We start from the raw sequence: 13,669 nt of genomic DNA, 5'->3' as shown, positions 1-13,669 counted from the left end.
CACAATGACGGTTCGGGATGGTTCTTGCCTCTCTCACCGGCATCACTGTAAACGATTACGTAACGACCAACGCATGCAAGGAGTCGGCGGCCCCCACAGGGAGGAACCGTCCGATCCATGAGGGGATGAGCCATGATTGATCCAATTCTGACCGGGAATATTGTAGCCGTGACCTCCGCCCGTGCGCGTCGCGCTGCTGCGGAGACCAGCTTCGTGGCGATCGCCGCTTCGCTGATGCTGGCGGTGCCGGCCGCGGCGCAGGCGGGCCAGGCGTCCACCAACCTGCCCGATCCCAACGCCAGTTCCGCCACTGCCGCGAACCCGAACGAGGCGCCCAGCGCCGACGGGCTGCAGGCAGAGGGTGGCGCTGTTGCAGCAGGCTCGCCCGAGATCGTCGTGACAGGCTTCCGCGCCGCGCTGGAAAACGCGGTTGCGGCCAAGCGTACGCGGGACGTGGTGGTGGAATCCATTTCTGCCGAGGACATCGGCAAGCTGCCCGACGCCTCCATCGCTGAATCCATCGCGCGCCTGCCCGGGCTGACCAGCCAGCGCGTCAGCGGCCGATCGAACCAGATCTCCATTCGCGGCTTCGCGCCCGATTTTTCGACCACCCTGCTGAACGGCCGCGAACAGACCTCCACCGGCGACAACCGGGCGGTGGAATATGATCAGTACCCGTCCGAAGTGGTCAACCAGGTGCTCGTCTACAAAACGGCCGACGCCTCGCTGATCGGACAGGGCCTGTCGGGCACGGTCGATCTGCGCACCATCCGCCCGCTGGAATATGGCCGGCAGGTCGTTTCCATCGGGGCACGCGGCACCTATGCCGATGCGGGCAAGCTCAATGCCGGGTCGCAGGACCTGGGCTATCGCGTCAGCGCGACCTATGTCGACCAGTTCGCCGACGACACGATCGGCGTGGCGCTGTCCGCATCCTATCTGGACGAGCCGTACCAGATCCAGGAATACAATGCGTGGGGCTTCGACACTGCTAATCCCGCCGCGCCGGGCGTGGCGGTGATCGGTGGCTCCAAGTCCTACGTCACGTCCACCACGCTGACGCGCCTGGGCCTGCAGGGCACGGTGGAATGGCGCCCGACCGACAGCATCACCACCACCTTCGATGCGTTCTATTCCGATTTCAACGACGACCAGATCAAGCGCGGCATCGAACTGCCGCTCAGCTATGCCGGCACGATCACCGATGCGAACGGCAACACCGTGCCCAAGTCGCCGCTGACCGATGCCGTGATCACCGATGGCCTGGTCACCTCCGGCACGTTCAACAATGTCGAAGGGCTGGTGCGCAATGACGGGTTCGAGCGTAGCGCGAAGCTGTACTCCTTCGGCTGGAACGGCCGCTGGGAAGGCGATAATGGCTGGAGCGCCCAGCTTGATGCCAGCTACTCGCGTACCGACCGGAATGAGATCGTCCTCGAAACATATGGCGGCACCGGCTTCGGGCCCAATACGGGCGCGACCGACACGATCGGCTTCGTTTCCGGCGACGAGGGTACGACATTCAGCCCCACGCTGGATTATTCCGATCCCAACCTGATCCTGCTGACCGATCCGCTGGGCTGGGGCGGCGCGAACCGACAGGCCGGCTACTATAACGACCGCGACATCAAGGACGAGATCAAGCAGTTCCGCGCCGAACTGGAGAAGGAGCTTGATGTCGGATTCCTGGCCAGCATGCGCGCCGGCGTGAACTATACCGTCCGCACGAAGGATCTGGTGCCGACGCAATTCTTCCTGGTGCTGCCCAACGATGCGCTGAGCCAGGTAATCCCGGCCGAATATGTGCTGGAATCGACCGATGTGTCCTATCTGGGGTTGGGGCCGATCCTCAGCTACGATCCGCGCGCCCTGCTGGATGGCGGCGTCTATGACCGGGTGCCGAACCTGACGAATGACGTCATCTCCTCCGCCTTCCGGGTCAACGAGGATGTCATCACCGCCTATGCGCAGGGGACCATCGATCAGGAGATCGGCGAAGCGGACCTGACCGGTAATTTCGGCTTGCAGGCCGTGTTCACGGAACAGTCCTCCTCCGGCCAGGTGTTCAACGGCGCCGGTTTCAGCGAGTTGGAGCGGGGCGACGATTATGTCGATGTGCTGCCCAGTTTGAACCTGTCGCTGCGGCTGCCCAGCGACTGGGTGTTCCGCCTCGGTGCCGCGCGACAGATGCAGCGCCCGCGGATGGACGACATGCGCGTCGCCAATGGCTATGGCTACAACACGCAGGAAGAGATCATCAGCGGGACCGGTGGCAATCCGTATCTGCGACCGATCCGGTCCAATTCGTTCGACGTGACGGTGGAGAAGTACTTCGGCAATAGCGGCTATGTCGCGGCACAGGGTTTCTACAAGGACCTGAAGAGCTTCGTCTACAATCTGGAAGTACCGTTCGACTTCGCCGGATTCCCGCTGCCGACCGGCGCGCCGGAAGGCACGCCGACGCTGGGGCGCAACACGCAACCGATCAATGGCGAAGGCGGCAGCATCTACGGCGTCGAACTCGCCAGCACGATGCAGCTGGGCGACCTGGTCGCCGCGCTGGACGGTTTCGGCGTCACCGGCGGCGGTTCGTACACCAAGACGGAAATTGTCCCGACCCCCGGCGGCGAGGCAGAGGACATTCCCGGCTATTCGCGCTGGGTGCTGAACGGCACCGCGTTCTTTGAGAAGTGGGGCCTGAACGTCCGCGGCTCGGTCCGCTACCGCTCCACCTTCGTGGGCGAGCTGTCGGGCTTCGGCGCGGCGCGCACCCGCCGCCGGGCGCTGGACGAGACGATCGTGGATGCGCAGGTCGGGTACGACTTCTCCTCCGGCACGCTCAACGGCATGTCGCTGTTCCTGCAGGGCCAGAACCTGACGGACGCCCCGTTCGTGACCATCAATGGCCAGGAAGCGTCCCAGGTGATCGATTATCAGACCTATGGTCGCCGGTTCCTGGCCGGGTTCAGCTACAAGTTCTGACCATCACTCCGCCCGCCGCCACCTGCGTGGCGGCGGGCGATGGGAGGGACCATGCATGATTTCGTGATCGTGGGGGGCGGCACCGCCGGCTGGATGGCCGCCGCCGCCCTGGCCCGCTTCCTGCCGCGCGAACGCAGCGTCGCGCTGGTGGAATCAGATGCGATCGGCACCGTCGGCGTCGGCGAAGCGACGATCCCGCAGATCCGTCTGTTCAATCAGAGCCTGGGGATCGATGACGCCGAGCTGATCCGCCAGACCAATGGCACGATCAAACTGGGGATCGAATTCGTCGACTGGTCGCAGAATGGCAGCCGCTACTACCACGCGTTCGGCACGATTGGCCGCAGGCTGGGACTGGTGCCGTTCCATCATTACTGGCTGCGGCACCAGGCACAGCAGCCAGATGCGGATTTGTGGGCGTTCTCTACCAGCGCACTGGCCGCCGGGGCCAACCGCTTCGCGCCCGATCAGGGCCGGCCTGACCTGCCCACTGGCCTTGCCTGGGCATTCCAATTCGATGCCGCGCTCTACGCCGCCTTCCTGCGCAGCTATGCTGAAGGGCGCGGCGTGCGGCGCACGGAAGGGCGCGTGGCCGATATCCGCCACGATGGCGCGAGCGGCCTGATACAGGCGGTACAGCTGGACGATGGCCGCAGCATCGCGGGCCGTTTCTTTATCGACTGCACCGGCTTTGCCAGCATGCTGCTGGGCGGCAAGCTGGGGGTCGGCTTCGATGATTGGAGCCGCTGGCTCCCTTGCGACCGCGCGCTCGCCGTGCAGTGCGAAGGTGTCCGCCCGCTGACCCCCTACACCCGCGCCACCGCGCGCGTGGCAGGCTGGCAGTGGCGCATCCCCTTGCAGCACCGGACCGGCAACGGCCTGGTCTACAGCAGCGCGCACATGGACGATCAGCAGGCGGCCGACACGCTCCTCACCAATCTTGACGGTCGCCCCCTTTCGCAGCCGCGCCCCCTGCGCTTCCGCGCCGGACGCCGCCGCCGTGCCTGGGTCGGAAATTGCTTGGCGCTAGGCCTTGCCGCCGGCTTCCTCGAACCGCTCGAATCCACCAGCATCCACTTGATCCAGTCAGGGATCGCCCGCCTCCTCGAGCTTCTGCCCGCGGCGGACGTCGCACCTGCCCTGGCGGCGGAATACAACCGGCAGACGGAACGCGAATGGCAGGCCGTACGGGACTTCCTGATCCTGCATTATCACGCCAATGATCGGCCTGAACCGTTCTGGGCCGAGCGCAGGTCCACTCCCCTGCCCGACCGGCTCCAACACCGTATCGACCTGTTCCGCGCCACCGGCCAGATCGCGCGCGACCCCGACGACCTGTTTACCGAAGTGGCCTGGTTGCAGGTGATGGTGGGACAGGGGATCGTGCCGGCACGGCATCACCCTCTGGCCAATGCCCCTACCCCTGCCGAACTGGCCGAGTTCCTTGCCCTCGCACGGCGCCATTCGGCCGCAACGGTCGACCGGATGCCCTCGCACGAAGCCTTCCTTGCCGCACTGGAGACGCCCGCATGACCCCCTCTCGCCTGATCGGCTCCGCCCTGCCCGCGCTCGCCCTGCTATTCTCCGCCACTACCGCCTGTGCACAGGCTGTACCGCCCGCCGCCACCGCCCTGCAGCAGCGTCTGCCGCAGGACGAGGTGATCTACTTCGTTCTGCCCGACCGGTTTGAGAATGGCGACAAGGGCAATGATCGCGGCGGTCTCTCCGGCGATCGTTCCGTCACCGGCTATGATCCCGCGGATACCGGGTTCTATCATGGCGGTGATCTGAAAGGGCTGCTGCAGCGGCTCGACTATCTCCAAGCCCTTGGCGTGACGGCGTTGTGGGTCGGGCCGATCTTCCGCAACAAGCCGGTGCAGGGTCCGCCGGGCCGCCAGTCGGCGGGCTATCATGGCTACTGGATCACGGACTTCGAACATGTCGATCCGCATTTCGGCACGGATGCCGACTTCGCCGCGCTGGTGGAGGCCGCCCATCGGCGGGGCCTGAAGGTCTACATGGATATCGTGGTCAATCACACGGCCGACGTGATCCGGTATCGCGAATGCGATGGCGATGGCAACAAGGGAGCGGGCGCGGATTGCAGCTATCGCGGTCTGGCGGATTTTCCCTACACCACCTCCGGCGGGGTCGATGGTGAGCCGATCAACCCCGGCTTCACCGGCAATGCCGATCCCGCTGCGGCCAACTGGGCGCGGCTGACAGATCCGGCTTGGGCATACCATCCTTACATTCCCGCCGGCGAGGAGACCGCCAAGAGCCCTGCATGGCTGAACGACCCCCTGCTGTACCATAATCGCGGCAACACCAGCTTCGCCGGCGAAAGCTCCACCATGGGCGATTTCTTCGGGCTTGATGACGTAATGACGGAACATCCTCGGGTTGTCGCGGGCATGATCGATATCTTTGGGGGCTGGATTGACCGCTTCGGCATCGATGGGTTTCGCATCGACACGGCACGTCATGTGAACCCGGAGTTCTGGCAGGCCTTCGTCCCCGCAATGCTCGATCGCGCCCGGACGCGCGGCATCCCGAATTTTCACATCTTCGGCGAAGTTGCGCTGCACGCGCTAGATGCGGGGGGTCTCGCCAGGTTTACCCGCGTCGACAAGCTACCGGCCGTGCTCGACTTCGCCTTCCGCGAGGCGGTGGTCCAGACCGTCGCCGGCACGGCTGGCACCAATGCATTCGAGACGCTGTTTGACGGCGATGCACTATACGAACACGGTTTCGACACCGCGCTTACCCTGCCGACCTTCACCGGCAATCACGATGATGGCCGCTTTGGCTTCCAGTTGCGGCGCGCCTTCCCACAAGCGAGCGATGCCGAGCTGCTGGAACGCACCATGCTGGCAAACGCCATGCTGCTGACGCTGCGCGGCGTGCCGACGATCTACTCAGGCGACGAGCAGGGCTTTACCGGGGATGGCGGCGACCAGGGATCGCGGGAGGACATGTTCGCCAGCGAAGTCGCCAGCTACAATGACAACACCCTGCTCGGCAGCGATGCGACCACCGCCGATATCAATTTCGACACCGCCCATCCGCTGTTCCGCCAAATTGCCGAGCTGGCCCGTATCCGCACCGCCCATGCTGCGCTGACCCGCGGGCAGCAGGTTCTGCGCGCTCGCGGCGATGCGCCCGGCGTGCTGGCGATTTCGCGTTTCGACCCCGCCAGCGGACGTGAAATGCTGCTGGTCTTCAACACCTCCACCAAGGCCGTGACGCAGCAGGTGCAGGTGGAGACCGCCTCCAGCGCCTTTGCTGCCCTTGCCGGCACGTGCGCGCCGACGGTCAGCGCCCCTGGCAGCGTCGCCGTCACCCTGCCCCCGCTGGGCTACGCCATCTGCCAGGCGCGGTAATTTCCCCTTCTCCAATCAGGTTGCACCCATGGCCATCGTTCCCTCTGCACTGCACGCCGACCGATCGGCCGCGCCCATTCAGGCACCCGGATTGCAGGGCTTCGTCTTTGCGCTGTTCTTCATCTTCGGCGGGATCACCAGCCTCAATGACGTGATCATTCCGAAGCTGAAGGAGCTGTTCACGCTGAACTACACACAGGCGATGCTGGTGCAGTTCTGCTTCTTCACCGCCTACCTGCTGGTCGGCATTCCGGCATCGCAGCTGGTCAAACGCATCGGGTACATGCGTGGAGCGGTGGTGGGCCTGGTCGCAATGATGATTGGCTGCCTGCTGTTCATCCCCGCCGCGCAGAGCGCCACCTATCCGCTGTTCCTGTTCGCCCTGTTCGTGCTGGCGAGCGGAGTGGTGCTGGTGCAGGTGGTGGCCAATCCGCTGATCAGCCTGCTCGGTAATCCGAAAACGGCGCACAGCCGGCTGACCTTCGCGCAGGCGTTCAACTCGCTGGGCACCACGATCTTCCCTTATGTCGGCTCCATCCTGATCTTGGGCAGCCTTGTGACGGTGTCCGCAGCGGAACTCTCCGGTCCGGCACTCGATGCCTATCGCCGGGCGGAAAGCCAAGCAATCGTGAACGGCTATGTCGGCCTTGCTGCCGCCATTGCCGTGGTGGCGCTGGTCGTGTGGCTGTTCCGCAACCGGCTCAAGGGCGAACGGCACGAACCCTCCAGCATGCTGGGCGGCCTCGACCTGCTGCGCCGTCCGCGATTCGGGTTCGGCGCATTGTCGATCTTTCTATATGTCGGGGCGGAGGTTTCGATCGGCTCCCTCGTTATCAACTACCTGATGCAGGACCGTGTGCTCGACGCTCCTGAAAGTGCGGTTGGCTGGATGGTCAGCCTTTATTGGGCGGGTGCAATGGTCGGCCGCTTTCTTGGGTCCGTCGTACTGCGCGTCGTCAGCCCGGGGCTGGTGCTGGCCTGTGCTGCGGCGGGTGCAATCGTGCTGCTGGGCGTTTCCACCAATTCGGGCGGCACGTTGGCTGCCTACAGCATCCTGGCGGTTGGGTTGGCAAACGCGATCATGTTCCCGACCATATTCAGTCTCGCCTCCGAAAACCTGGGGTCACGGGCGGCGGACGGTTCGGGCCTGATCAATGTCGCGATCTTCGGCGGCGCCGTGATCCCGCTTGCTACCGGAATGCTGGCCGATCTGAGCGGCAGTCTCGCGGTCGCGCTGATCCTGCCCGCGCTGTGCTATGCAGCGATTGCCGGCTTCGGCATCTTCGCCAGAAAGCCTGCAATGCTGTAGCTGCATCAATGGCTGTGAAGAGCCGAAAGCGGAAGAGCACGAAGCTCAGCGTGCTTGGCTTGCATCGATCTCGGCCCCCCAAGGGTCGGGTTTGACCTCAGCCCTTCCGCTCTCAGCGAAGTCCATGATCATGTCGCTGGCGCGTGTATATCGGGGCCAAAATGGCAAGTCCGGTCCATTCGGCTCACCCGTTCTTGCAAAGTGGACGATGTAATCCGCGATCGTTCTGCCGATCGCGATGTCCTGGGGCGTTGTCGCGGTGCCATACTTGATTGCCGTATTGTCGAAAAAGAACGGGATCTCGGAAGCGTGCTGCGCACCGGTCTGACCGATTGCGTCCGCGACATAGGAGAAGCGGTAGTGCCACACGGGCACGCCCTTGTCGGCCAGCATACCCGCTGCTTCGCGCGCGCCGGCGATCATGTATCCGACTGGCCCGCCAATATCGGCGCTGGTCGCCCCCACGATCATTGGAACCGGCGCGAAGGCACCGCTGGCATAGGCTTTGTCCATGTCCACGGCGACCGTCCCGTCCGGGAATGGACGTGTGAAGGTCCGCGGCCCTTGAGTTCCGGATAGCTGCGACAGGTTCAGCCCGCCGGTCACCTCCTCCGCGCTCAGTTGCCGCAGACGCTGCAACGCATCGGAAGCGGTCGGATCGAGCCCCTGGGCCCGTGCGAAGTTCACCCCGATCTCTTCCGCCTCGGCCAGCGTAACATCGGCTGATTTTGCATCGCCGCCAGACATCACCACGGCCTTGTGGAACAGACCGCGTGCCAGCGGTGAGGTCACCAGATTGTGCACCGACATGCCACCTGCGCTTTCGCCGATGACCGTGACGTTGCCCGGATCGCCGCCGAACGCCGCGACGTTCTCCCGCAGCCAACCCAACGCGGCGATCTGGTCCATGAACCCGTAATTGCCCAGCAACCCGTCGTCGGGATCCTCAGCGGTCAACTGCGGAAACGCGAAGAACCCGAACCGCCCCACCCGATAGTTGAAGCTGACGAACAGCACCCCGCGGCTTGCGATGGCTGTGGATCGGCGTGCAAAAGGGACCCTGTTAGAGGGGTGATCGGCGTCTAAAAGGGACCCTTCATTCTGATGGTGTAGTTGACCGCCTGGTTTTCCAGGTGGTGAGATCGGGATGTTGGTGGTGGAGACGATTGTTCGGATTCGGCGGGAGCACGCGAGCGGGAAGGCGATCAAGGCGATTGCGCGCGATCTGCGGTTATCCCGCAAGGTGGTGCGCAAGGCGATCCGGGCACCAGAAGGCGCATTCGATTATCGCCGCACGGTTCAACCGCTGCCCCGGCTTGGGCCGTTTCAGGAGCGGCTCGACACGCTGCTGGCGGAGAACGAGGCCCGGCACCGGCGTGATCGGCTGCGCATGACCCGGATCCATGATCTGCTGTGCCGTGAGGGGTTCGAGGGATCCTACGACGCGGTCCGGCGCTACGCCCGGCGCTGGACGGAAGCGAGGCGCAAGGATGCGGGTGATGGGGCGCCCGCGTTCATCCCGCTCATGTTCAAGCCCGGCGAGGCCTACCAGTTCGACTGGAGCCACGAGGATGTGGAGATCGCGGGCAAGCCGATGCGAGTGAAGGTGGCGCAGATGCGGCTGTGTGCGTCGCGGGCTGTCTACGTCCGGGCCTATCCGCGCGAGACGCAGGAGATGGTGTTCGACGCCCATGCCCGGGGCTTTGCCTTTTTTGGCGGCGTTCCCCTGCGCGGCATCTACGATAACATGAAGACCGCGGTCACCACCGTGTTCGTCGGCAAGGAGCGGGTGTTCAACCGCCGCTTTCTGGTCATGGCCGATCATTACATGGTCGAGCCGACCGCTTGCTCGCCGGCGGCGGGATGGGAGAAGGGTCAGGTCGAACATCAGGTCCAGACGATCCGGGGCCGGTTCTTCCAGCCTCGCCTGCGCTTTGCCAGCATCGAGGAGCTCAACGGGTGGCTGGAGGCCGAGTGCCTGCGCTGGGCCGCAACGCACGCGCATCCCGAGCAGAAGGAGCTGACCGTTGCCGAAGCGCTGGACCTCGAACGGTCTGCCTTGCAGCCGATGTTGGCGCCCTTCGACGGCTTCCACGAGACCGCCCATGCCGTGACCGGCACGTGCCTGATCAGCTTCGACCGCAACCGCTACTCAGTCATGGCCAAGGCTGCGCGGCGGGCCGTCCAGGTCCGCGCCTATGCCGACCGCATTGTCGTGCGCCTCGGCGACGAGGTAATCGCCGAGCATGCCCGGCACTTCGGCCGTGACCGGACGATCTATGATCCCTGGCATTACCTGCCCGTTCTGGCGAACAAGCCCGGCGCTTTGCGGAACGGCGCGCCCTTCCAGGGGTGGGACCTGCCACCGGCACTGACGCGGTTGCGGCGCAAGCTGGGCGGCGGTGATGAAGCCGACCGCCGCTTCGTGCGCGTACTGGCAGCCGTAATGACCGATGGTCTGGAAGCGGTCGAGGCCGCGATCCGGGAGGCGCTCGATAACGGGGCCGTCAGCGACGAGGTGATCCTCAACATCCTGGCCCGATACCGGGACCCGCCATCCGAGCGCACTCTGGACGTGGTCGTTGATCTCAAGCTCAGTCACCCGCCGATCGCGGACTGCGCGCGCTACGATACGGTGCGAGGCTTCAATGCAGCGGCATGAAATGATCGAGGCGATGCGCGCGCTCGGCCTCAAGGGCATGGCAGGAGCCTTCGACGAGGCGGTAACCACCGGGCTGCAGCGCAAGCGCACGACCAACGAGATCCTGACCGACCTGCTGCGGGCAGAAGCAGCGCATCGTCATGCTGCCTCGATCCGCTACCGCATGACCGCGGCCAAGCTGCCTGTAATCAAGGACCTCGATGCCTTCGTGTTCGAGGGCACCCCTATCAACGAAGGGCTGGTGCGTTCCCTGCACGCAGGTTCGTTCCTGCCCGGTCGCCGCAACATCGTGCTCATCGGCGGCACAGGGACGGGCAAGACCCATCTGGCCACCGCAATCACCGCCAGCGTCGTGCGTGTCGGTGCCCGTGGGCGCTACTTCAACACGGTCGATCTCGTCACCCGGCTCGAGGAAGAGGCGCGTATCGGCAAAGCCGGATCCATCGCCGCCCAGCTCAGCCGACTCGATCTCGTGGTGCTCGATGAACTGGGTTATCTGCCGTTCGCCCGATCCGGCGGGCAGCTCTTGTTCCACCTGATCAGCAAGCTCTACGAGCAGACCTCGGTCATCATCACCACCAACCTCGCCTTCGGCGAGTGGCCCACCGTGTTCGGCGACCCGAAGATGACCACCGCGCTGCTCGACCGCATCACCCACCATTGCGACATCGTCGAGACCGGCAACGACAGCTGGCGCTTCAAAAACCGCAGCTGACCCGATCAGAAAAACGCCTTCGCGCTGCTGACGCCTCCGGTCGGGCTACGCCCTCCCTACGCCGCCAGCAGCGCGAAACCAGCGCCCAACATCGATCAATCTATGCAACACCAAGGGGGTCCCTTTTGCGCGCCGATAGGGGGTCCCGATTGAACGCCGATTGACAGCCGCCCGCTATGCCCATCTTGTCGATGGTCACGTCATCGGGGCTGCGCTGCGCATCGGCGACCTGATCGAGCAGAGCATGAACGGCACTCGTTCATTGAACCATAACACTAAGTATGATAGCAAATCGTTGCTGCATGACTGAGAGCCCACGCATCCGCATCTACGCCAACCGCTGGTTCGCCAAGTTCGCGGCAAAGGAGAAGATCAGCGATGCCGCGCTTGCCGATGCCGTGCACCGGGCTGAAACTGGCCTGATCGATGCCGACCTTGGCAGCGGGCTCATCAAGCAGCGCATCGCGCGCCGGGGCGGAGGTAAATCGGGCGGCTATCGTTCGATCCTGATCTTCCGCTCGGGCGAGCGGGCCATATTCGTGTTTGCCTTTGCCAAGAGCGACCAGGCGAACCTGAGTGCGGCGGAACTGAAGGTATATCGCAAGGCTGCGAGCATCATGCTGGATTTGGGCGATGGCCAGATCGAAACGGAAGTTGAAGCAGGCCGATTGGTCGAGGTGAAAAACGATGAGCAAGACTAAGGCGAAGACCTACAAAAGCGAGGCAATGGCCGCCGTCCACGAAATGATGGAAGGCCTGCACGACGCGGGCAGCATAGACAAACGCACCATGCGCGAGTTCGATGAGGCGTCTCTAGCGCCTGCGCCGGTTCTATCACCTAACGAAATCAAGGCGATCCGGGAGGCAGAGCATGTCTCGCAGCCGGTGTTTGCGCGCTATCTCAACGTGTCGAAAAACCTTGTGTCAGACTGGGAACGCGGGGCGAAAAGGCCGGGAGGGCCGGCGCTGCGGCTGCTTTCGATCATCCAGCGCAGCGGGCTGGATGCGGTGGCGTAAACCGGCACATTGCCACGCCATATTCCCTGCCAGCCCGCTCATCCTATATGATCAGCGGCATGTAGTGATGGTGCCGATGGTGTTGCAAATGACCCTGTTTCCGCCCGGAGGTGTGATGGGTTGCACCTGAGGTGCCTGCCACCTTTGCGCTCCGTGTCTTCCTCGGCCGCTTCCGCATCGGTCGCTCTCGGATTGCTGGCGGTTTAGATCTCTCCGCCGGTGAAAGAAGCAAGGCAGGCGTCGAAGCATACGGCCAATGGAGAACCGACTTACGAGAGCATTTGATCCAGCGGGTGGTCCGTCACGTCAGTGGCTGATTAAACCGTAACGCTTCTTGAAAAATAGTTTGACGCGATACGCTGAACGCCCGTCGCTAATGTTCGGGCAGCGGCATGCTAAAGCGCAGAGCGTTTCCGGGCCGCGCGCCGCGCCCCGAAGTTTCTGCAGAATTCAACGCCCGGCACCACGCCATCGGGAGCCAGCATCGGCTTGCGGGTGTTCACGCCTGTGAATGGTACGCGGCGCTGATGCTGCGTGTACCGATCGCAAGAACGTGCCCAGTGTTCATGGGGCAGGTTTCGCTCAACGGATGCGGAACGGGCAAGTCCTTGTGCTTGTCAGCCGGTGTAGTGCGTCATTGACCTATACGCCAATGGCTTATATACGGTGCGCATGGCGATCTTGCAGACCGTTGTCGAACTACCCGAGTTCCAGCGGCGCGCCAAGACCATCATGGGCGATGAAGAACGCATGGGCTTGGTTGATTACATCGCCGCCAACCCGGAAGCGGGCGTGTCGTTGGGCGGAGGTTTGCGCAAGGTCCGTATCCCGCGTGCAGGTGGCGGCAAAAGCGGCGGTTACAGGATCATCTACGTTTTCGGTGGCAGGCATATGCCAATCTACCTCGTCACCGTGTTCGCCAAGAACGAGAAGGATAATCTGACCAGGGCCGAACAAGCAGCAGCGGTTGAGCTGAGCAAGACCCTGATCGCGCGCTTTGGAGACAACACATGAGCACGGCCTATAACAGCATCATGCAGGGACTGAGCGAGGCGATGGACCACGCCCAGGGCAAGGAGACCGGCATCCGCATTCACACGATCGAAGTGCCGGTGGTGGATGTCGCGGCTATCCGGGCGAAGACCGGACTGTCGCAAAGTGCGTTCGCGCGCAGCATCGGTGTTGCCAAGGGCACATTGCTCAACTGGGAACATGGCCGCAGGCAACCGACCGGTCCCGCACAGGTCCTGCTGGCGATGATTGCCAAGAAGCCTTCGTTGGTCGGCGAGCTATTGCGCTAAGACCTCGAACGGGAGGTTTCACCGGAAGGTTTGAGGGGCCACAGTGCTACGCGTCGAACCCGCAATTCAGATACTCACCCCCCGCACGGGTGCTTGACGGCCTTCTGCGGATTTGGGGGATGCGATCCGCATGTCCTGCGATTTGTGGGAGATGGATTGGCAGTTTTCCGCCAGTTTTCGATGTTGCGGATAGCACCCTCATCAGTCGGGCTTGAAGAATGCCTGACGCCAGTCATTCCCCGATGTCCTAAATGGGCAAGTTTTGATGCCTGTTATGCTGCGAAATCTGACGCAGATCTC

General features: G+C 63.6%; 12 protein-coding genes. 11 read left to right on the top strand and 1 reads right to left on the bottom strand.

Translation table 11 applies throughout. From position 1 onward, the window contains the following. Positions 1-132: 132 nt before the first annotated feature. Genes A9D14_RS18500 through A9D14_RS18485 form a run of 4 tightly spaced genes read left to right on the top strand, consistent with a single transcriptional unit; the run spans position 133 to position 7,674 of the window. Positions 133-2,982: a TonB-dependent receptor gene (locus tag A9D14_RS18500; RefSeq protein WP_232469152.1), complete on the top strand. Its 2,850-nt coding sequence runs from the start codon at positions 133-135 to the stop codon at positions 2,980-2,982. Between the two features lie 51 nt (positions 2,983-3,033). After that, entirely contained in the window at positions 3,034-4,515 is a 1,482-nt protein-coding gene (locus A9D14_RS18495) for a tryptophan halogenase family protein (protein WP_232469150.1), read from the top strand. After that, positions 4,512-6,365 (top strand): alpha-amylase family glycosyl hydrolase, encoded by a 1,854-nt coding sequence (locus A9D14_RS18490; protein ID WP_083988199.1) that lies wholly within the window; start codon positions 4,512-4,514, stop codon positions 6,363-6,365. Before A9D14_RS18495 ends, A9D14_RS18490 begins: the two co-directional genes overlap by 4 nt. Before the next feature lie 28 nt (positions 6,366-6,393). Then, positions 6,394-7,674 carry a sugar MFS transporter gene (locus A9D14_RS18485; RefSeq protein ID WP_066850866.1) on the top strand — a complete coding sequence of 427 codons (1,281 nt, stop codon included), beginning with the start codon at positions 6,394-6,396 and terminating at the stop codon, positions 7,672-7,674. Positions 7,675-7,719: 45 nt separating this feature from the next. Here A9D14_RS18485 and A9D14_RS18480 read toward each other — a convergent pair whose 3' ends face one another. Continuing rightward, positions 7,720-8,883: a carboxylesterase family protein gene (locus tag A9D14_RS18480; RefSeq protein ID WP_269769231.1), complete on the bottom strand. Its 1,164-nt coding sequence runs from the start codon at positions 8,881-8,883 to the stop codon at positions 7,720-7,722. On the opposite strand from A9D14_RS18480, the gene istA reads away from it, so the two are divergent. The 7 genes from istA (at position 8,822) to A9D14_RS18450 (ending at position 13,369) form a co-directional block, all read left to right on the top strand. Next, the gene (gene istA, locus A9D14_RS18475) at positions 8,822-10,336 is read left to right on the top strand and encodes an IS21 family transposase (RefSeq protein WP_066843861.1); all 1,515 of its coding nucleotides are present in this window, start codon (positions 8,822-8,824) and stop codon (positions 10,334-10,336) included. The genes A9D14_RS18480 and istA overlap by 62 nt on opposite strands. Next, positions 10,323-11,051, top strand: a complete 729-nt coding sequence (istB, locus tag A9D14_RS18470; RefSeq protein WP_066842213.1) for an IS21-like element helper ATPase IstB — start codon at positions 10,323-10,325, stop codon at positions 11,049-11,051. Before istA ends, istB begins: the two co-directional genes overlap by 14 nt. A 160-nt stretch (positions 11,052-11,211) precedes the next feature. Next, a complete protein-coding gene (locus A9D14_RS19720) occupies positions 11,212-11,361 on the top strand; it encodes a hypothetical protein (RefSeq protein WP_157668315.1) in 150 nt (49 codons plus the stop codon). Continuing rightward, on the top strand, positions 11,354-11,752 hold the full coding sequence (locus A9D14_RS18465; RefSeq protein WP_415877364.1) for a type II toxin-antitoxin system RelE/ParE family toxin: 399 nt from the start codon (positions 11,354-11,356) through the stop codon (positions 11,750-11,752). The genes A9D14_RS19720 and A9D14_RS18465 overlap by 8 nt, the downstream gene beginning before the upstream one ends. Beyond that, positions 11,739-12,068: a helix-turn-helix domain-containing protein gene (locus tag A9D14_RS18460; RefSeq protein ID WP_066850864.1), complete on the top strand. Its 330-nt coding sequence runs from the start codon at positions 11,739-11,741 to the stop codon at positions 12,066-12,068. The genes A9D14_RS18465 and A9D14_RS18460 overlap by 14 nt, the downstream gene beginning before the upstream one ends. Before the next feature lie 672 nt (positions 12,069-12,740). Continuing rightward, complete coding sequence (locus tag A9D14_RS18455) at positions 12,741-13,082, top strand: type II toxin-antitoxin system RelE/ParE family toxin (protein WP_066850863.1); 342 nt, start codon at positions 12,741-12,743, stop codon at positions 13,080-13,082. After that, positions 13,079-13,369 carry a helix-turn-helix domain-containing protein gene (locus A9D14_RS18450; protein WP_066850862.1) on the top strand — a complete coding sequence of 97 codons (291 nt, stop codon included), beginning with the start codon at positions 13,079-13,081 and terminating at the stop codon, positions 13,367-13,369. Before A9D14_RS18455 ends, A9D14_RS18450 begins: the two co-directional genes overlap by 4 nt. The last annotated feature ends 300 nt before the right edge of the window (positions 13,370-13,669 follow it).

The sequence above is a fragment of the Croceicoccus marinus genome, assembly GCF_001661675.2.
In the GTDB taxonomy this organism is placed as follows: Bacteria; Pseudomonadota; Alphaproteobacteria; order Sphingomonadales; family Sphingomonadaceae; genus Croceicoccus; species Croceicoccus marinus.
Note: the sequence above shows the minus strand (reverse complement) of the source record. Positions and strands in the feature narration are given on the sequence as shown.